Annotated in this window: 17 protein-coding genes; 4 read left to right on the plus strand and 13 right to left on the minus strand. The window is 55.1% G+C overall.

Going from position 1 to position 18,387, the window contains the following annotated elements; translation table 11 throughout:
- Positions 1 to 2 precede the first annotated feature (2 nt).
- A complete protein-coding gene (locus DEO48_RS17250; protein ID WP_023309323.1) occupies positions 3 to 332 on the plus strand; it encodes a GIY-YIG nuclease family protein in 330 nt (109 codons plus the stop codon).
- Here the strand turns inward: DEO48_RS17250 and DEO48_RS17255 are convergent.
- Positions 319 to 822, minus strand: coding sequence for a GNAT family N-acetyltransferase (locus tag DEO48_RS17255; protein WP_023309324.1), 504 nt, complete (start codon positions 820 to 822; stop codon positions 319 to 321). The two genes, DEO48_RS17250 and DEO48_RS17255, sit on opposite strands and share 14 nt — an antisense overlap.
- On the minus strand, positions 816 to 1,340 hold the full coding sequence (locus DEO48_RS17260; protein WP_109845828.1) for an SCP2 domain-containing protein: 525 nt from the start codon (positions 1,338 to 1,340) through the stop codon (positions 816 to 818). Before DEO48_RS17260 ends, DEO48_RS17255 begins: the two co-directional genes overlap by 7 nt.
- 211 nt (positions 1,341 to 1,551) lie before the next feature.
- On the opposite strand from DEO48_RS17260, the gene DEO48_RS17265 reads away from it, so the two are divergent.
- The 3 genes from DEO48_RS17265 (at position 1,552) to DEO48_RS17275 (ending at position 4,519) form a co-directional block, all read left to right on the plus strand.
- Positions 1,552 to 2,547 carry a peptidase U32 family protein gene (locus DEO48_RS17265; RefSeq protein WP_047743559.1) on the plus strand — a complete coding sequence of 332 codons (996 nt, stop codon included), beginning with the start codon at positions 1,552 to 1,554 and terminating at the stop codon, positions 2,545 to 2,547.
- A gap of 7 nt (positions 2,548 to 2,554) precedes the next feature.
- Positions 2,555 to 3,433, plus strand: a complete 879-nt coding sequence (locus tag DEO48_RS17270) for a U32 family peptidase (protein ID WP_109845829.1) — start codon at positions 2,555 to 2,557, stop codon at positions 3,431 to 3,433.
- A gap of 78 nt (positions 3,434 to 3,511) precedes the next feature.
- Positions 3,512 to 4,519, plus strand: coding sequence for an LLM class flavin-dependent oxidoreductase (locus tag DEO48_RS17275; protein WP_047646424.1), 1,008 nt, complete (start codon positions 3,512 to 3,514; stop codon positions 4,517 to 4,519).
- Between the two features lie 62 nt (positions 4,520 to 4,581).
- Here the strand turns inward: DEO48_RS17275 and mtr are convergent, their stop codons facing one another.
- The 11 genes from mtr to rimP form a co-directional block, all read right to left on the minus strand.
- Positions 4,582 to 5,826 (minus strand): tryptophan permease, encoded by a 1,245-nt coding sequence (gene mtr, locus DEO48_RS17280; RefSeq protein ID WP_109845833.1) that lies wholly within the window; start codon positions 5,824 to 5,826, stop codon positions 4,582 to 4,584.
- A gap of 142 nt (positions 5,827 to 5,968) precedes the next feature.
- Positions 5,969 to 7,864: a DEAD/DEAH family ATP-dependent RNA helicase gene (locus DEO48_RS17285; protein ID WP_109845830.1), complete on the minus strand. Its 1,896-nt coding sequence runs from the start codon at positions 7,862 to 7,864 to the stop codon at positions 5,969 to 5,971.
- The gene (gene yrbN, locus DEO48_RS17290) at positions 7,857 to 7,937 is read right to left on the minus strand and encodes a protein YrbN (RefSeq protein ID WP_097397692.1); all 81 of its coding nucleotides are present in this window, start codon (positions 7,935 to 7,937) and stop codon (positions 7,857 to 7,859) included. Before yrbN ends, DEO48_RS17285 begins: the two co-directional genes overlap by 8 nt.
- A gap of 107 nt (positions 7,938 to 8,044) precedes the next feature.
- The gene (nlpI, locus tag DEO48_RS17295; protein ID WP_023309331.1) at positions 8,045 to 8,929 is read right to left on the minus strand and encodes a lipoprotein NlpI; all 885 of its coding nucleotides are present in this window, start codon (positions 8,927 to 8,929) and stop codon (positions 8,045 to 8,047) included.
- 108 nt (positions 8,930 to 9,037) lie between these two features.
- A complete protein-coding gene (gene pnp / locus DEO48_RS17300) occupies positions 9,038 to 11,176 on the minus strand; it encodes a polyribonucleotide nucleotidyltransferase (RefSeq protein ID WP_023309332.1) in 2,139 nt (712 codons plus the stop codon).
- A 242-nt stretch (positions 11,177 to 11,418) separates the two neighbouring features.
- Complete coding sequence (rpsO, locus tag DEO48_RS17305) at positions 11,419 to 11,688, minus strand: 30S ribosomal protein S15 (protein ID WP_003861789.1); 270 nt, start codon at positions 11,686 to 11,688, stop codon at positions 11,419 to 11,421.
- 154 nt (positions 11,689 to 11,842) lie between these two features.
- Complete coding sequence (gene truB, locus DEO48_RS17310) at positions 11,843 to 12,793, minus strand: tRNA pseudouridine(55) synthase TruB (protein ID WP_045355410.1); 951 nt, start codon at positions 12,791 to 12,793, stop codon at positions 11,843 to 11,845.
- Positions 12,793 to 13,197 (minus strand): 30S ribosome-binding factor RbfA, encoded by a 405-nt coding sequence (gene rbfA, locus DEO48_RS17315; protein WP_003024988.1) that lies wholly within the window; start codon positions 13,195 to 13,197, stop codon positions 12,793 to 12,795. The genes truB and rbfA overlap by 1 nt, the downstream gene beginning before the upstream one ends.
- A gap of 212 nt (positions 13,198 to 13,409) precedes the next feature.
- Positions 13,410 to 16,097: a translation initiation factor IF-2 gene (infB, locus tag DEO48_RS17325; protein ID WP_023309335.1), complete on the minus strand. Its 2,688-nt coding sequence runs from the start codon at positions 16,095 to 16,097 to the stop codon at positions 13,410 to 13,412.
- A gap of 24 nt (positions 16,098 to 16,121) precedes the next feature.
- Positions 16,122 to 17,624 carry a transcription termination factor NusA gene (nusA, locus tag DEO48_RS17330; RefSeq protein WP_003861798.1) on the minus strand — a complete coding sequence of 501 codons (1,503 nt, stop codon included), beginning with the start codon at positions 17,622 to 17,624 and terminating at the stop codon, positions 16,122 to 16,124.
- A 28-nt stretch (positions 17,625 to 17,652) separates the two neighbouring features.
- Positions 17,653 to 18,105 (minus strand): ribosome maturation factor RimP, encoded by a 453-nt coding sequence (gene rimP / locus DEO48_RS17335; protein WP_014833432.1) that lies wholly within the window; start codon positions 18,103 to 18,105, stop codon positions 17,653 to 17,655.
- Between the last annotated feature and the right edge of the window lie 282 nt (positions 18,106 to 18,387).

An 18,387-nucleotide genomic window follows, 5' to 3' on the forward strand; every position in this document is an offset into this window, starting at 1 on the left:
TCATGCTATGGTGCGTTCACCTTAACATACTGAATCCGTTTACCGTGTGCTGGTTTCTCTATCTTGTCCGAACCGCTGATAACGCACTCTACACCGGGATCACCACCGATGTGGCGCGGCGTTTTTTACAACATCAAACGGGAAAAGGGGCAAAAGCGCTGCGGGGGAAAGGGGAATTACAGCTCGCCTTCTCAGCGGCCGTCGGCGACCGTTCGCTGGCGCTCAGGCTGGAATACCGCATCAAGCAGCTGACGAAGCGCCAGAAAGAGCGCCTCGTGACCGGAGACGGCTCCTTTGAGGCGCTACGCGAGAGCCTGATTAAAAGCGATTGAAATGGTCGTGATACTCGACCAGGCCGTTGACGCCGTTGAGCGCGTCGTCCGCCAGACGGTGGACCTGGAAAGCGGATTCCGTACCCGGCCAGCGACAGCGCAGATCGTAATGCGCGGCCTGCTCAAAGCCTAAACGGCCATAGAACGCCGGATCGCCCAGCGTGACAACGGCGGCATAGCCAAACTCATTGAGCGAATCCAGCCCTTCATAGACCAGCTGGCGCGCCAGACCCTGCCCGCGATAGCTTTCATCTACCGCCAGCGGCGCCATGCCGACCCACTGCAGCTCTTCGCCCTGAACGATGACCGGACTGAAGGCAACATAGCCCACCACCTGACCTTCGTCATCGGTGGCAACCAGCCCCAGCGTAATCAGGCCGTCTTCGCGAAGGTCGTGGACCAGTTGGGCTTCGGCATCGCTCGCAAAGGCGCGGCGTAATAACGCATCGATCCCCGGCGCATCAATCCCAATTTCGACTCGAATCAGCATGGCTCACCTACTGAAGTGTGTTTACCGTCCGGCGGGGTTTTCAGCCCGGCCTCAACGAAATCTGCCATTTGCATTAACATCACGCGCAGCGCTTTTGGCATCTGCTCCAGCTCAATGGCATCCATTAAATTCTTCACGTACAGGCCCAGTTCCGTGTCGCCTTCAATCACCAGACGGCGCTGGAAGAAGAGCGTATCCGGATCCTGCTTGCGCGCGGCGATCATCAGCAGATCGCTGGCGTTGGCGCTAAAGCTCACATCCGCGTCGGCGGATTCGCGTACGATCAGCTGGTCATTCTCAACGGAGGTAAACCAGCTCAGCCCGATGTCACGCACCTCAATGCTTAACCAGCGGCCTTCCAGGAACTCCAGCTCGCCGTCCTGCAGCGCCTGGCGGAACTGCCAGCTCAGGACCTGCTCCAGCACCTGGCGTTTTAGCGCGAACGGCGCCAGCTTGACCGGCACGCTCAGCATTGATGGTCCAAATTGTACGAGACGTGAACGCAGTTTATCCAGCACGAGCTTTACTCCCTGATATCTATAGTCCTGCTATTTTGCCATATCCGAAGCACAACATAGCGGCGTAAATCAACAAACCGTCGTCAGCCGTACCTCATTATTGGTGTCATCAATACGCCATTAGCTGCCTTAAATCAAAAATTGTCGCGTATGGGTTAATTAAAATCCCAGCTCGTTAACAATTTTGCGATCGACTACATCAGGATAAATTATGGAGCTGCTCTGCCCAGCCGGAAACCTTCCGGCGCTTAAGGCGGCCATCGAAAATGGGGCCGATGCGGTCTATATCGGGCTGAAGGATGATACCAACGCCCGCCATTTTGCTGGCCTCAACTTTACGGAGAAAAAGCTTCAGGAAGCCGTTAACTTCGTTCACCAGCACCGCCGCAAGCTGCATATCGCCATCAATACCTTTGCTCATCCTGACGGCTATGCCCGCTGGCAGCGCGCGGTGGATATGGCGGCACAGCTGGGTGCCGATGCGCTGATCCTGGCCGACCTCGCCATGCTTGAGTATGCGGCAGAACGCTATCCCCATATTGAGCGCCACGTCTCTGTTCAGGCATCTGCCACCAACGAAGAGGCGGTGCGTTTTTATCATCAACACTTTGACGTGGCCCGCGTGGTGCTGCCGCGCGTGCTCTCTATTCATCAGGTTAAGCAACTCGCACGCGTCACGCCAGTGCCGCTGGAAGTTTTTGCCTTTGGCAGTCTGTGCATCATGGCTGAAGGCCGTTGCTATCTTTCCTCTTATTTAACCGGTGAATCGCCGAATACCGTCGGGGCCTGCTCTCCTGCCCGCTTTGTCCGCTGGCAGCAAACCCCACAGGGGCTGGAATCCCGCCTGAATGAGGTGCTGATCGACCGCTACCAGGACGGTGAAAACGCCGGTTATCCAACCCTGTGTAAAGGCCGCTATCTGGTCGACGGTGAGCGCTATCACGCGCTGGAGGAGCCGACCAGCCTCAACACGCTGGAGCTACTGCCGGAACTGCTGGCGGCCAATATTGCCTCGGTGAAAATCGAAGGACGTCAGCGTAGCCCGGCCTACGTGAGCCAGGTAGCGAAAGTGTGGCGTCAGGCCATTGACCGCTGCATGGTGGACCCGCAGAACTACGCTCCACAGCAGGCATGGATGGAGACGCTCGGATCGATGTCCGAAGGCACGCAAACCACGCTGGGCGCGTATCACCGTAAATGGCAGTGAGATCATCATGAAATATTCATTAGGACCGGTGCTCTACTACTGGCCAAAAGAGACGCTGGAAGATTTTTACCAACAGGCCGCGACCTGCAGCGCCGACGTGATTTACCTCGGTGAAGCGGTGTGCAGCAAGCGCCGCGCCACCAAAGTGGGCGACTGGCTGGATATGGCGAAAGGCCTGGCCGGAAGCGGCAAGCAGGTGGTGCTCTCCACGCTCGCGCTGGTGCAGGCGTCGTCCGAACTGGGTGAGCTGAAGCGCTACGTCGAAAACGGTGAGTTCCTGCTGGAAGCGAGCGATCTGGGCGTGGTGAACATGTGCGCTGAACGCAAGCTGCCGTTTGTCGCGGGCCATGCCCTGAACTGCTACAACGCCGTAACCCTGCGCCTGCTGCTCAAACAGGGAATGACGCGCTGGTGCATGCCGGTAGAGCTCTCCCGCGACTGGCTGGCAAACCTGCTTAAACAGTGCGACGAGCTGGGCATTCGCAATCAGTTTGAAGTGGAAGTGCTGAGCTACGGCCATCTGCCGCTGGCCTACTCCGCCCGCTGCTTCACCGCACGCTCGGAAGACCGCCCGAAAGACGAATGCGAAACCTGCTGCATCAAGTACCCGAACGGACGCAGCATGCTGTCGCAGGAGAATCAGCAGGTGTTTGTCCTCAACGGTATTCAGACCATGAGCGGCTATGTCTATAACCTCGGCAACGAGCTGGCGTCGATGGACGGGCTGGTGGATATGGTGCGTTTATCGCCGCTGGATACCGGGGTGTTCGCTATGCTTGACGCCTTCCGCGCCAACGAAAACGGTGACTCACCGTTGCCGCTGACGGCAAATAGCGACTGCAACGGCTACTGGAAGCGCCTGGCCGGGCTGGAACTTCAGGCGTAAAAAAGGCTCACTTTGTTAACAACGGTTATCATTTTTTAATGCAGTATTAAAGATTCACCGTCGACAAAGTGAGCTGTTATGACTGACAAAACCATTCCGTTTTCGGTGCTGGATCTGGCGCCGATCCCTCAGGGCTCCTCGGCAAGAGAAGCCTTTTCGCACTCCCTGGATCTGGCTCAGCTGGCCGAAAAGCGTGGCTATCACCGCTACTGGCTGGCCGAGCACCACAATATGGTTGGCATCGCCAGCGCCGCGACCTCGGTTTTGATCGGCTATCTGGCGGCAAATACCACCACCCTGCACCTGGGCTCCGGCGGCGTAATGCTGCCGAACCACGCCCCGCTGGTGATTGCCGAGCAGTTTGGCACCCTGAATACGCTCTACCCGGGCCGTATAGATTTAGGGCTTGGTCGTGCGCCTGGCAGCGATCAGCCGACCATGCGCGCCCTGCGCCGCCATATGAGCGGCGATATCGACAACTTCCCGCGCGACGTGGCCGAACTGGTGGACTGGTTCGACGCGCGCGATCCGAACCCGCACGTGCGTCCGGTACCGGGCTACGGTGAGAAGATCCCGGTGTGGCTGTTAGGCTCAAGCCTCTACAGCGCACAGCTCGCCGCGCAGCTTGGGCTGCCGTTTGCGTTTGCCTCCCACTTTGCACCGGATATGCTGCATCAGGCGCTGCATCTTTACCGAACGAACTTCAAACCGTCCGAGCGTCTTGAGAAGCCGTACGCGATGGTGTGTATCAACATCATTGCGGCCGACAGCAATCGCGACGCGGAATTCCTGTTTACCTCAATGCAGCAGGCGTTTGTGAAGCTGCGCCGCGGTGAGACGGGCCAGCTTCCACCACCGGTGGAGAATATGCATCAGCTGTGGTCCGCCTCCGAGCAGTATGGCGTGCAGCAGGCGCTGAGCATGTCGCTGGTTGGCGATAAGGCGAAAGTGCGTCACGGGCTGGACGCGGTGCTGCGCGAAACGCAGGCGGATGAGATTATGGTTAACGGCCAGATTTTCGATCACCAGGCGCGTTTGCATTCGTTTGAACTGGCGATGCAGGTGAAAGAGGAGTTGGTGGGGTAGTTTTTTGCTTTTCTGCCTCTCCCTATGGGAGAGGGCCGGGGTGAGGGGGTCAACCCCTCGTTTTACTGATAAACGGGCAACAGGTTAAAACTCGACAGCACGTGTACCAGTGCGTTACCAACGCCGAATACCAGAATCAGCGTAATCATCGGCTTACCGCCCCAGACGCGGAATTTTGGGCTGCCGAAGCGTTTACGTGATTTGCGCGCCAGCAGCGCCGGCACAATCGCCGCCCAGATAGTTGCCGCCAGCCCTGCATAACCGATGGCATACAGGAAGCCGTTCGGCCACAGCAGGCCGCCCACAATCGGCGGCAGGAAGGTCAGCACCGCGGTTTTTAAACGCCCCATCGCAGAATCATCAAAGCCGAACAGATCCGCCAGATAGTCAAACAGGCCCAGCGTCACGCCCAGGAAAGAACTCGCCACCGCAAAGTTAGAGAAGATAACCAGCAGCAGATCCAGGCTGCGGCTGTTCAGCACGCCGCTCAGCGCCTGCACCAGCACGTCGATGTTACCGCCCTTCTGGGCAATGCCGATAAATTCCGGACGCGGGATGTTGCCCATCGTCCCCAGAAGCCAAATAACATACAGACCCAGCGCCAGCAGCGTGCCGTAGACCAGACACTTCACAATGGTGCGGGGATCTTTGCCGTAGTACTTCATCAGGCTCGGCACGTTACCGTGGTAACCGAACGACGCCAGACAGAACGGCAGCGTCATAAGCAGATACGGCGTGTAGGAGGTGTTCACTTCGGCAACGTTAAACAGCGTGGCGGGCGTCACGTGCCCCAGAAGGCTGCCGAAGGTCAGGAAGAAGGTGATGACCTTAGCGCCTAATACAATCGCCGTTATGCGGCTCACCGCTTTGGTACTCATCCAGACGATAAACGCCACAGCCAGCGCAAAGCACAACCCAGCCAGACGCGCCGGAACGTTCAGCGACATCTCCGAGAAGGTGTGATGCAGAATCGAGCCGCTCGCCGAAATATACGCGTAGGTCAGGATATAGAGCACAAACGCGATGGACAGCCCGTTCACCAGGTTCCAGCCTTTACCCAGCAGATCTTTGGTGATGGTGTCGAAGCTGGAGCCAATGCGGTAGTTCAGGTTCGCCTCAAGGATCATCAGCCCGGAGTGGAGCATGCAGAACCAGGTGAACACCAGCGCCGCCAGCGACCAGAAGAACCACGCACCGGACATGACCACTGGCAGGGAGAACATCCCGGCACCAATGATGGTACCGCCAATGATCACCACGCCGCCAAGCAGCGAGGGTGACGTTTGGGTGGTGGTTAGTGTCGCCATACAGCCTTTTCTCCAGTCAATCATGCGGTTCTGCATTTTAATGTGACGCACTGTACCAGTACAAGAGTACAAAGGGAATAAAAAAAGCCCCGATAGGGTATATCGGGGCTGTATATTTTACTTTACGTCAGAAGCGTAAGGCTTACGCGTCACCGAAACGACGGCGGCTGGTGCCTTCTTCACGACGTGGGCCACGGTTTTCGCGACGCTCGCCGGAGAAACGACGACCTTCACCACCGCGACCTTCGCTGCGGCCGCCTTCACGACGCTCGCCACCGAAGCTGCGACCACCGCCACGACGTTCACCACCGCGGTCAGGACGTGGCTGTGCATCACCCATCAGCTGCATGTTCATCGGCTTGTTCAGGATGCGGGTACGCGTAAAGTGCTGCAGCACTTCGCCCGGCATGCCTTTTGGCAACTCGATGGTGGAGTGAGATGCGAACAGCTTGATGTTACCGATGTAACGGCTGCTGATGTCGCCTTCGTTAGCGATCGCACCAACGATGTGACGAACTTCAACGCCATCATCACGGCCCACTTCAATGCGGTACAGTTCCATGTCACCTGCGTCGCGACGTTCACGACGTGGACGGTCTTCACCACCACGCTCTGGACGGTCACCACGTGGGCCACGGTCATTGCGGTCGCCACGACGTTCGAAGCGATCGTCACGGTCACGGAATTCACGCTTAGGACGCATCGGCACATCTGGTGGCACGATCAGGCTACGTTCGCCCTGAGCCATTTTCAGCAGTGCTGCGGCCAGGGTTTCCATGTCCAGTTCTTCGCCTTCAGCAACAGGCTGAATCTGCGACAGCAGCGCGCGGTACTGATCCAGATCGCTGCTTTCCAGCTGCTGCTGTACTTTCGCGGCGAATTTTTCCAGACGGCGTTTGCCCAGCAGCTCTGCGTTTGGCAGGTCCGCTTCTGGAATGGTCAGCTTCATGGTGCGTTCGATGTTACGCAGCAGACGACGCTCGCGGTTCTCAACGAACAGCAGCGCGCGGCCAGCACGACCCGCACGACCGGTACGGCCGATACGGTGAACGTAAGACTCGGAATCCATCGGGATGTCGTAGTTAACAACCAGGCTGATACGCTCAACGTCCAGACCACGTGCTGCCACGTCGGTTGCAATCAGGATATCCAGACGACCGTCTTTCAGACGCTCCAGAGTCTGCTCACGCAGGGCCTGGTTCATGTCGCCGTTCAGCGCTGCGCTGTTGTAGCCGCTACGCTCCAGGGCTTCAGCCACTTCCAGGGTCGCGTTTTTGGTACGAACGAAGATAATCGCCGCATCAAAATCTTCCGCTTCCAGGAAACGTACCAGCGCTTCGTTTTTGCGCATGCCGTACACAGACCAGTAGCTCTGGCTGATGTCCGGGCGAGTGGTTACGCTGGACTGAATACGCACTTCCTGAGGATCTTTCATGAAGCGCTTGGTGATACGACGAATCGCTTCTGGCATGGTGGCAGAGAACAGCGCGGTCTGATGACCGTCCGGGATCTGCGCCATGATGGTTTCAACGTCTTCGATGAAGCCCATACGCAGCATTTCATCTGCTTCATCCAGTACCAGGCCGCTCAGTTTAGAGAGGTCCAGAGTACCGCGCTTCAGGTGATCCAGCAGACGGCCCGGCGTACCGACAACAATCTGTGGGCCCTGGCGCAGGGCGCGTAACTGCACGTCATAACGCTGGCCGCCGTACAGGGCTACCACGTTTACGCCGCGCATATGTTTAGAGAATTCCGTCATGGCCTCTGCAACCTGAACAGCCAGTTCACGGGTTGGAGCCAGGACGAGGATCTGCGGTGCACGCAGGTCCGGATCAATGTTGTTCAGCAGCGGCAGCGAGAATGCTGCAGTTTTACCGCTACCAGTCTGGGCCATGCCCAGCACGTCACGACCAGAAAGCAGGTGTGGGATACACTCAGCCTGGATCGGAGATGGTTTTTCGTAACCCAGATCGTTAAGGGCTTCAAGGATAGGAGCCTTCAGGCCCAGATCTGCAAAAGTGGTTTCGAATTCAGCCATGTAGTACAAGTGCCTCGATATTAATGGCGGCCAGTCTACTTAGCTCATCGTGAAAATGATTAGCAATTTTCATTGAAAAGTGTGAACCGGCTCAAAGTAGGTGTATTGACGAACAACAACGCCCTCACCAGTTAAGGTGATGGCAATCAAAAGATTACGGGCTGATGTTTATGTCGTCAGCTATTGCTGGTCCGATTCTGCCAGGTCGTCATGCTCCTGGCCCAAGAGCGATAATTCCAACAATGCATAACGGTGCTCAACGAAGTTGTGTACGTTGTTAGCAACCGCTAATTTGAACAGTGCCGTAGCGCTGTCCATATCCCCCAGACTTAGGTAGTACTTACCTAAATAGAAGTTGGTTTCACTGAGATGCTCAGCGAGCGAGGTGTTATCCGTTGCGTCCGCCTTGAGGCGTTCCATCAGCGTTGCTTCGCTAATGTTGCCCAGGTAGAACTCGACAATGTTCCATCCCCACTGTTCCTTGTCCGATTTATCGAAGCGCTGCTTCAGTGCCTCTTTTGCCTGCTTCTCATCGAGCTTCCGCTCAACGATGTAAAGCCACAGGCTACGGAAAGGATCATTAGGATCGTCTTGATAAAACGCCAGCAGATCATCTTGCGCTAACTTATCACGACCGCCGTAATACAATGCGATACCGCGATTCAAGTGCGCGTAGTTGTAAGTTGGATCAAGCTCAAGTACAGAATCAAACGCTTCATAGGCAGCATCAAAATTGCCTGCCTGCGTTAAATAAATGCCTAAGTAATTGAATACTTCAGGCATATCAGGTCGGATAGCCAGCGCTTGTGAAAAATCATTTCGCGCCAATGCCCTCAGACCGAGACTATCATACAACACTCCGCGCTCATATAAAAGCTGTGCGCGTTCTTCATCGGTTAAAGCCCGACTGGCAAGTATTTGTTCCATGCGTGCCAGAATCACTTCCTGCTGCAAAGTCGGTTGCAATGGCACTGCGAGGACTTCGCTCTTACGCCAGGCAGAGTTGCTGCATCCTGCCAGCGTTAAAGCTGTCGCAACGAAACACCAGCGCAAAAAAGGCTTCATTTCCCACTCCCGAAGACAACTATTGGATGAACGTCCTGTCCCCCGGCGGCTTAACAAGGCGTCCTGCCTGATAATAGGCCCTCCGCAAAACGGAGGGCAAATGGCAACTTACTCGCCTTGCTGTTCTGCTGCCTGTGCTTCTGGCGCAGCAGCTGGCTGAGACTGCTCGGTTGCTTCTTTAATGCTCAGACGGATACGGCCCTGGCGATCAACTTCCAGAACTTTCACCGGTACTTCCTGACCCATCTGCAGGTAATCGGTCACTTTCTCAACGCGCTTGTCAGCGATCTGAGAGATGTGAACCAGACCTTCTTTACCGCCACCGATGGCAACGAACGCGCCAAAGTCAACGATACGGGTCACTTTACCTGCGTAGACGCGGCCCACTTCGATCTCTGCCGTGATTTCTTCGATGCGACGGATCGCGAATTTCGCTTTCTCGCCGTCGGTTGCTGCGATCTTCACAGTACCGTCATCTTCGATTTCGATCGTGGTGCCAGTCTCTTCGGTCAGCGCACGGATTACGGAACCGCCCTTACCGATAACATCTTTGATCTTATCTGGGTTGATCTTGATGGTGTGGATACGTGGAGCGAACTGAGAAATGTCGCCACGCGGCGCGTTAATCGCCTGTTCCATCACGCCCAGGATGTGCAGACGAGCACCTTTAGCCTGGTTCAGAGCAACCTGCATGATCTCTTTGGTGATACCTTCAATTTTGATATCCATCTGCAGCGCAGAGATACCTTCGCGGGAACCCGCTACTTTGAAGTCCATATCACCCAGGTGGTCTTCGTCACCCAGAATGTCAGACAGAACAACGAAGTTGTCGCCTTCTTTCACCAGGCCCATTGCGATACCCGCAACGGCGGCTTTGATTGGCACGCCTGCATCCATCAGCGCCAGAGAAGCACCACACACGGAAGCCATGGAAGAAGAACCGTTGGATTCGGTGATTTCAGAAACCACACGAACGGTGTACGGGAACTTGTCAGCTTCTGGCATTACTGCCAGCACGCCGCGCTTCGCCAGACGACCGTGACCAATTTCACGACGCTTCGGCGAGCCAACCATACCGGTTTCGCCTACGGAGTACGGAGGGAAGTTGTAGTGGAACAGGAAGCTGTCAGTGCGCTCGCCCATCAGTTCGTCGATGATCTGTGCGTCACGTGCAGTACCCAGGGTCGCGGTAACCAGCGCCTGCGTTTCGCCACGAGTGAACAGCGCGGAACCGTGAGTACGTGGCAGAACGCCAGTACGCACATCCAGACCACGGATCATGTCTTTTTCGCGGCCATCGATACGCGGCTCGCCTGCCAGTACACGGCTACGAACAACGTTTTTCTCGATAGCGTGCAGGATGTCGCTCAGTTCGTTAGCATCCAGCGCTTCGTCTTCAGCAACCAGCGTCGCAATAGTTTCAGACTTGATCACGTCAACCTGAGCGTAACGCTCCTGCTTGTCAGTGATCCGGTATGCATCGCTCAGACGAGATTCTGCCAGGGCTGCAACGCGTGCGTTCAGCGCGTCGTTTGCTGCTTCTGGCTGCCAGTCCCAACGTGGTTTACCGGCTTCTTTCACCAGGTCGTTGATGTTCTGGATAACGATCTGCTGCTGGTCGTGGCCAAATACCACAGCGCCCAGCATCTGGTCTTCGCTCAGCAGTTCAGCTTCGGATTCAACCATCAGTACAGCCGCTTCAGTACCCGCAACAACCAGGTCCAGCTTACTTTCTTTCAGCTCTTCCTGGGTTGGGTTCAGCACGTACTGGTCATTGATGTAGCCAACGCGCGCGGCACCGATTGGGCCATTGAATGGAATACCAGACAGTGACAGGGCAGCGGATGCGCCGATCATGGCAACGATGTCCGGGTTAACCTGTGGGTTAACGGAAACAACGGTCGCGATAACCTGTACTTCGTTAACGAAGCCTTCCGGGAACAGCGGACGAACCGGGCGGTCAATCAGACGCGCAATCAGGGTTTCGCCTTCGCTTGGACGGCCTTCACGACGGAAGAAACCACCCGGGATTTTACCGGCAGCGTAGGTACGCTCCTGGTAGTTAACGGTCAGCGGGAAGAAGTCCTGACCTGGTTTAGCTTTTTTCTGGCCAACAACGGTAACGAATACCGCAGTGTCATCCATGCTTACCATAACGGCAGCAGTAGCCTGACGTGCCATCATGCCGGTTTCCAGCGTGACGGTATGTTGACCATACTGGAATTTACGAACGATCGGATTCAGCAAAGTTCTGTCCTTTCTTAAATGTTTGACAGCACACCACCGGTGTGCTGTCGATTTAACCCGACCTTCTTCGCATCCTCGCGACTAATGACAACCAACACCCCCATGGGTGAAGCCTCTCATTAGCCGCGCGAACCTCTGCAATGAAGATCATTTATAGCAACAATACAATAGTTTCCAGTGAATTGCTGCCGTCTGGTTGAAAAAAGGGGCCATCAGGCCCCCTTTTCTGAAACTCGCAAGAATTAGCGACGCAGACCCAGACGCTCGATCAGCGCGGTGTAGCGTGCAACATCTTTACGTTTCAGGTAGTCGAGCAGTTTACGACGCTGAGAAACCATACGCAGCAGACCACGACGGCTGTGGTGATCTTTTTTGTGCTCTGCAAAGTGACCCTGCAGGTGGTTAATCTGTGCAGTCAGCAGTGCAACCTGGACTTCGGTAGAACCGCTGTCGTTAGTACCACGACCAAACTCAGAAACGATTTTAGCTTTAGCTTCAACGCTTAGAGACATTTTCAAACTCCAAAGTATAAAGAATGTAAGGATGCCGATCTCTAATTCAGCAATCCCATGTACGCCCCGCAGATTGTTAAACAATTTACCAGGCGTTAAGCGGCGATATTCTACTCGTCTCCCCTGCTTATCGCAAGGTGAGCCGTTATCACCGTCACGCGTCGACCGGATATTCGACGACCAGGCGACGCGGCGCAACGCGCCCTTCGCCATCCATTTCGCCCATACCGATGAATTTCCCTTCGTCACCTTCGGTCACGCGTACCAGTCCTTCCAGCGGCGCTTCCGCCGTACGAACCGGGTTGCCGTTCTTAAAGTAAACGGACGATGTTAAAGGAAGATTAACAACCGGGAAGTCCGCTGCCGGACTGTCCATCGGCATCAGCAAGGGATCCAGCAAATCTGCCGGCGCAATCCCCTGCGCTTCCGCCTGTTCTACCAGCTCGCGCAGATGTTCCAGGGTCACCATCCGCTCCACCGGGTACTTGCTTACCGCCAGACGGCGCAGGTAAATCACATGCGCACCGCAGCCCAGCTTTTCACCGAGGTCGTCGATGATGGTGCGAATATAGGTCCCTTTCGAACAGTGTACTTCCAGCTCCAGCTCATCGCCTTCATGGCGAATAAACAGCAGCTCATACACGGTTATCGGACGGGCTTCACGCGGGACGTCAATGCCCTGGCGTGCATATTCGTAGAGCTTCTTGCCCTGATATTTCAGCGCCGAATACATCGACGGCACCTGCATCGTGTCCCCACGGAAGCTCTCCAGCGCAGCATCGAGCTGCTCCGCGCTGAAGGTCACCGGACGCTCTTCCACCACCTGGCCATCCGCGTCGGAGGTATCCGTGCGCTGGCCCAGTTTAGCGATAACGCGGTAACGCTTATCGGAGTCGAGCAGGTACTGGGAAAACTTTGTCGCCTCTCCCAGGCAGACCGGCAGCATGCCGGTTGCCAGCGGATCGAGCGCGCCGGTGTGGCCCGCACGGTTGGCGTTATAAATACGCTTAACTTTCTGCAGCACGTCGTTGCTGGAAGCGCCCTGGGGTTTATCCAGCAGCAGCACACCATGCACGTCGCGACCACGACGACGAGGACGACTCATTAGTCCTCCTTGCTGTCGTCCGCCGGGTTAACACGACGCTCGTCGTCATGTTTAACCACGCTGGTCACCAGGTTGGACATACGCATACCTTCGACCAGCGAGTTGTCGTAGAAGAAGGTCAGCTCAGGCACGATACGCAGGCGCATCGCTTTGCCGAGCAGAGAGCGGATGAAACCAGAGGCTTCCTGCAGCGCTTTAATGCCGTTTTTCACTGCCGCTTCGTCCTGATCGTTCAGGAAGGTGACGAACACTTTTGCATATGCCAGATCTCGGGACATTTCGACACCGGAAACGGTGGTCATCATGCCGACGCGCGGGTCTTTAATTTCACGTTGCAGAATGAGTGCGATCTCTTTCTGCATTTCCTGCGCTACGCGCTGAGGGCGACCAAATTCTTTCGCCATAATAAATTCTCCAGACAAAAAAGGGGCTAAAAGCCCCTTTTAAAATTATTGCCGGGTGGCGCTTCGCTTACCCGGCCTACGCTAGTTAATCTTCTAAGGATTTTGGGTTGCAACAAGGCGGCAAGCTCGTGAATCCCCGGGAGCATAGATAACTATGTGACCGGGGTGAACGAGCGCAGCCAACGCAGTGGCGGCCCAAAAGCCGACGAAGATTAAGCGATGGTACGCTGAATTTCGATGATCTCGAACACTTCGATCATATCGCCAACGCGAACGTCGTTGTAGTTCTTCACGCCGATACCACATTCCATGCCGTTACGGACTTCGTTAACGTCATCTTTGAAGCGGCGCAGGGATTCCAGCTCGCCTTCGTAGATAACCACGTTGTCACGCAGTACGCGGATTGGGTTGTGACGCTTGATGTTACCTTCGGTAACCATACAGCCCGCGATCGCACCGAATTTCGGTGATTTGAACACGTCACGTACTTCAGCCAGACCAATGATCTGCTGTTTCAGCTCAGGAGACAGCATGCCGCTCATCGCTGCTTTCACTTCGTCGATCAGGTTATAGATGACGGAGTAGTAGCGCAGATCCAGGCTTTCAGCTTCAATCACTTTACGCGCAGACGCATCCGCACGAACGTTGAAGCCAACCAGGATAGCGTTGGAGGCAGCAGCCAGGGTCGCGTCGGTTTCGGTGATACCACCTACGCCAGAACCGATGATCTTCACTTTCACTTCGTCGGTAGACAGTTTCAGCAAGGAGTCGGAGATCGCTTCCACAGAACCCTGAACGTCTGCTTTCAGAACGATGTTCACTTCGTGAACTTCGCCATCGGTCATGTTGGCAAACATGTTCTCGAGTTTAGATTTCTGCTGGCGAGCCAGTTTAACTTCACGGAATTTACCCTGACGATACAGTGCCACTTCACGCGCTTTCTTCTCGTCACGCACCACGGTCACTTCGTCACCGGCAGCCGGAACACCGGACAGACCCAGGATTTCCACAGGAATGGACGGACCTGCTTCCAGCACTTCCTGACCCAGTTCGTTACGCATCGCACGAACGCGACCGTATTCGAAACCGCACAGAACGATATCGCCTTTATGCAACGTACCTTCGCGAACCAGAACGGTAGCAACCGGGCCACGTCCTTTATCCAGGAAGGATTCGATAACCGCACCGCTCGCCATACCGTTACGGATGGCTTTCAGCTCCAGAACTTCGGCCTGCAGCAGGATCGCGTCCAGCAGTTCGTCGATACCGGTACCCGCTTTCGCAGACACGTGTACGAACTGGCTTTCGCCGCCCCACTCTTCCGGCAGAATACCGTACTGGGAAAGTTCGTTTTTAACACGATCGGGATCCGCTTCTGGCTTATCGATCTTGTTCACTGCAACCACAACCGGCACACCTGCTGCTTTCGCGTGCTGGATAGCTTCGATGGTCTGCGGCATGACGCCGTCGTCTGCAGCAACAACCAGAACAACGATATCCGTCGCCTGAGCACCACGAGCACGCATTGAGGTAAACGCGGCGTGGCCTGGAGTATCCAGGAAGGTGATCATACCGTTGTCAGTTTCTACGTGGTAAGCACCGATGTGCTGGGTAATACCACCCGCTTCACCAGAGGCAACCTTAGTAGAACGAATGTAGTCAAGCAGAGAGGTTTTACCGTGGTCAACGTGACCCATGATGGTCACAACCGGTGCACGCGGTTCAGCCGCAGCACCAGTATCACGGTCGCTCATTACTGCTTCTTCCAGCTCGTTTTCACGACGCAGGATAACTTTATGACCCATCTCTTCAGCAACCAGCTGTGCGGTTTCCTGATCGATGACCTGGTTGATGGTCGCCATGGCACCCAGCTTCATCATTGCTTTGATGACCTGAGAGCCTTTAACCGCCATCTTGTTCGCCAGTTCGCCAACGGTAATGGTTTCGCCGATCACAACGTCACGGTTAACAGCCTGAGCTGGCTTCTGGAAGCCCTGCTGCAGCGCGGAACCTTTACGCTTGCCGCCTTTACCACCGCGAACAGCCGCGCGTGCTTCTTCACGGTCAGCTTTGGATTCAGCGTGCTTGTTGCCTTTTTTCGCCGGACGCGCTGCTTTTGCATTACGACCACGGCCACGGCCGCCTTCTACTTCACGGTCGTTATCATCTTCAGCCTGACGCGCATGCTGAGAAGTGGTCACGTGATAGTCGCTGGTGTCTTCAGTCGGCTCAACGGTATTCACACCATTCTTCTCGTTTTCTTCTGCCATGCGGCGCGCTTCTTCGGCGACGCGGCGAGCTTCTTCTTCCAGCTTACGGCGGGCTTCTTCTTCCGCTTTACGCTTCAGCTCGGCAGCTTCATTTTCACGACGGGCTTTTTCAGCCTGGGCGGTTTTGGTCATTTCATCTGTCTGTTGATTGCTCACTTTGTCTTTTTCCGCAGCGTCACGCTTCACTTTATCACTTGCGTCGCGTTTCGCTTTTTCTGCGGCCTCACGTTCAGCTTTTAATTCTGCTTCACGTTTGGCGGCTGCTTCCGCCTCACGCTGAGCTTGTTCTTCCGCTTCACGCTGTGCCTGCTCTTCCGCGGCAAGACGTTCTGCCTCTTGCGGATCACGTTTTACAAAGGTGCGCGTCTTGCGGACTTCAATTTGTACCGATTTGCTTTTGCCACCGGTACCAGGGATGTTTAACGTGCTGCGCGTTTTGCGCTGCAGCGTTAACTTGTCAGGCGTAGAACCGTGTTCACGGTTCAGGTGCGTTAACAAGGTTTGTTTTTCTTGCGCGGTCACCGAGTCATCAGCGGACTTCGGGATCCCTGCATCAGCAAATTGCTGTACCAGGCGGTCCACGGAGGTCTGAATCTCAGCAGCCAGCGATTTTACAGTTACATCAGTCATGCTGTTCCTTCCTGCTACAGTTTATTACGCTTCGTCGCCGAACCAGCAAATATTACGTGCGGCCATGATGAGCTCGCCGGCTTTCTCGTCGGTTAAACCTTCGATATCAGCCAGGTCATCAACGCCTTGCTCAGCGAGATCTTCCAGCGTACAAACACCACGGGCAGCCAGCTTGAACGCAATCGCACGATCAAGACCTTCCAGATTCAGCAGGTCATCAGCCGGCTTCTTATCGCCAAGGCTTTCTTCCTGAGCCAGTGCCAGGGTGGTCAGTGCGTTTTTAGCGCGTTCACGCAGGGCTTCGACGGTTGGTTCATCCAGACCGTCAATTTCCAGCAGCTCTTTCATTGGCACATAGGCCAGTTCTTCCAGCGTAGAGAATCCTTCTTCAACCAGAACAGTGGCGAAGTCTTCGTCAATATCCAGGTATTTAGTGAAGGTATCGATCGCCGCATGGGCTTCAGCCTGATGCTTAGCCTGCAGGTCATCAACGGTCATTACGTTGAGTTCCCAGCCGCTCAGCTGTGACGCCAGGCGTACGTTCTGACCGTTACGGCCGATTGCCTGCGCCAGGTTGCCCGCTTCAACAGCGATATCCATGGTGTGTTTGTCTTCGTCAACAACGATAGACGCCACATCAGCTGGAGCCATTGCGTTGATCACGAACTGCGCCGGGTTGTCATCCCACAGAACGATATCAATACGTTCGCCGCCCAGCTCAGTAGAAACTGCCTGAACGCGCGCACCGCGCATACCGACGCAAGCACCGACCGGGTCGATACGCTTGTCGTTGGTTTTCACCGCAATTTTCGCACGGGAGCCCGGATCGCGAGCCGCCGCTTTAATTTCGATAACTTCTTCACCGATTTCCGGCACTTCGATACGGAACAGTTCTACCAGCATTTCTGGTTTAGAACGGGTCACGAAGAGCTGTGCACCACGCGCTTCAGGGCGTACTGCGTACAGAACGCCGCGAATACGGTCGCCCGGGCGGAAGTTTTCACGCGGCAGCATATCTTCACGCAGGATCACGGCTTCAGCGTTACCCGGCAACCCTTCGGATTTGATCTCGAGGGAGATGTTGTCGCGGTTCACTTTCTTCACCACGCCGGTAATGATTTCGCCTTCCTGATCGCGGAACTGATCGACAACCAGCGCGCGCTCGGCTTCGCGCACTTTCTGCACGATAACCTGTTTAGCGGTCTGGGTGGTGATACGGTCGAAGGTCACAGATTCGATCTGATCTTCAACGTAGTCACCCACGTTCAGACTTTCGTCTTCAAAACGGGCGGCTTCCAGCGTGATCTCTTTGGTCGGCTGGGTCACTTCTTCAACGATTACCCAACGACGGAATGTATCGAAGTCACCGCTTTTACGATCGATTTCTACGCGAACATCGATCTCTTGTTCGTATTTTTTCTTGGTTGCTGTAGCCAGTGCACTTTCCAGCGCTTCGAAAATCTTCTCACGCGGCAGTGATTTCTCGTTGGAGACGGCTTCAACAACAGCCAAAATTTCTTTGTTCATCGCGGGCTTTTCACCTCAATCCAGACTGTTAAAAGTGGGGAACCAGGTTCGCCTTCTGGATATTACTCAGCGCGAACACTTCATCTTTGCCTTCGACTGTCACCGTGATCATTTCACCATCAACGGCTTTGATAATTCCCTGCCATTTACGGCGGTTCTGTACGGCCATACGCAGAACGAGAGCCACTTCTTCACCGGTAAAGCGCACATAGTGCTCGGCCGTGAACATCGGGCGATCGAGGCCAGGTGAGGAAACTTCCAGGTTGTACGCAACGGTAATTGGGTCTTCAACATCAAGAACCGCACTCACCTGGTGGCTGACATCAGCACAATCATCAACATTGATGCCATCTTCACTATCAATATAGATGCGCAGCGTCGATGTACGGCCGCGAACGAATTCGATGCCGACCAGTTCGTAGCCCAGTGCTTCGACCGGTGCAGTAATCATCTCTGTTAATTTTTGCTCTAATGTGGACAAGCCCACCCCCAAGACATAAAAAAAGGGCGTAAAGCCCAGTTATTCTGTAGTCAGATAACAAAAAACCCCGATAAATCGGGGCTTTAGATAACTGAACCCTATAGCCACAACTGTGGCCTGGAGCACTTTCCGAAAGAATTTTTTCAAATCCAGCTACGAAGGCTCTAAGTCTTCACAGTATATTTGAAAAAGAACTTTATGGGAAAGTGGTTGCGGGGGCCGGATTTGAACCGACGACCTTCGGGTTATGAGCCCGACGAGCTACCAGGCTGCTCCACCCCG

It is taken from the genome of Enterobacter sp. CGMCC 5087 (genome assembly GCF_003144775.1).
In the GTDB taxonomy this organism is placed as follows: Bacteria; Pseudomonadota; Gammaproteobacteria; order Enterobacterales; family Enterobacteriaceae; genus Enterobacter; species Enterobacter cloacae_M.

Bases quoted from the DNA above. Each gene is read 5' to 3' on its own strand.
- DEO48_RS17250 (WP_023309323.1), top strand. From the start codon at position 3: ATGCTATGGTGCGTTCACCTTAACATACTGAATCCGTTTACCGTGTGC.
- DEO48_RS17255 (WP_023309324.1), bottom strand. From the start codon at position 822: ATGCTGATTCGAGTCGAAATTGGGATTGATGCGCCGGGGATCGATGCG.
- DEO48_RS17265 (WP_047743559.1), top strand. From the start codon at position 1,552: ATGGAGCTGCTCTGCCCAGCCGGAAACCTTCCGGCGCTTAAGGCGGCC.
- DEO48_RS17270 (WP_109845829.1), top strand. From the start codon at position 2,555: ATGAAATATTCATTAGGACCGGTGCTCTACTACTGGCCAAAAGAGACG.
- DEO48_RS17275 (WP_047646424.1), top strand. From the start codon at position 3,512: ATGACTGACAAAACCATTCCGTTTTCGGTGCTGGATCTGGCGCCGATC.
- mtr (WP_109845833.1), bottom strand. From the start codon at position 5,826: ATGGCGACACTAACCACCACCCAAACGTCACCCTCGCTGCTTGGCGGC.
- DEO48_RS17285 (WP_109845830.1), bottom strand. From the start codon at position 7,864: ATGGCTGAATTCGAAACCACTTTTGCAGATCTGGGCCTGAAGGCTCCT.
- yrbN (WP_097397692.1), bottom strand. From the start codon at position 7,937: ATGAAAATTGCTAATCATTTTCACGATGAGCTAAGTAGACTGGCCGCC.
- nlpI (WP_023309331.1), bottom strand. From the start codon at position 8,929: ATGAAGCCTTTTTTGCGCTGGTGTTTCGTTGCGACAGCTTTAACGCTG.
- rpsO (WP_003861789.1), bottom strand. From the start codon at position 11,688: ATGTCTCTAAGCGTTGAAGCTAAAGCTAAAATCGTTTCTGAGTTTGGT.
- truB (WP_045355410.1), bottom strand. From the start codon at position 12,793: ATGAGTCGTCCTCGTCGTCGTGGTCGCGACGTGCATGGTGTGCTGCTG.
- rbfA (WP_003024988.1), bottom strand. From the start codon at position 13,197: ATGGCGAAAGAATTTGGTCGCCCTCAGCGCGTAGCGCAGGAAATGCAG.
- infB (WP_023309335.1), bottom strand. From the start codon at position 16,097: ATGACTGATGTAACTGTAAAATCGCTGGCTGCTGAGATTCAGACCTCC.
- nusA (WP_003861798.1), bottom strand. From the start codon at position 17,624: ATGAACAAAGAAATTTTGGCTGTTGTTGAAGCCGTCTCCAACGAGAAA.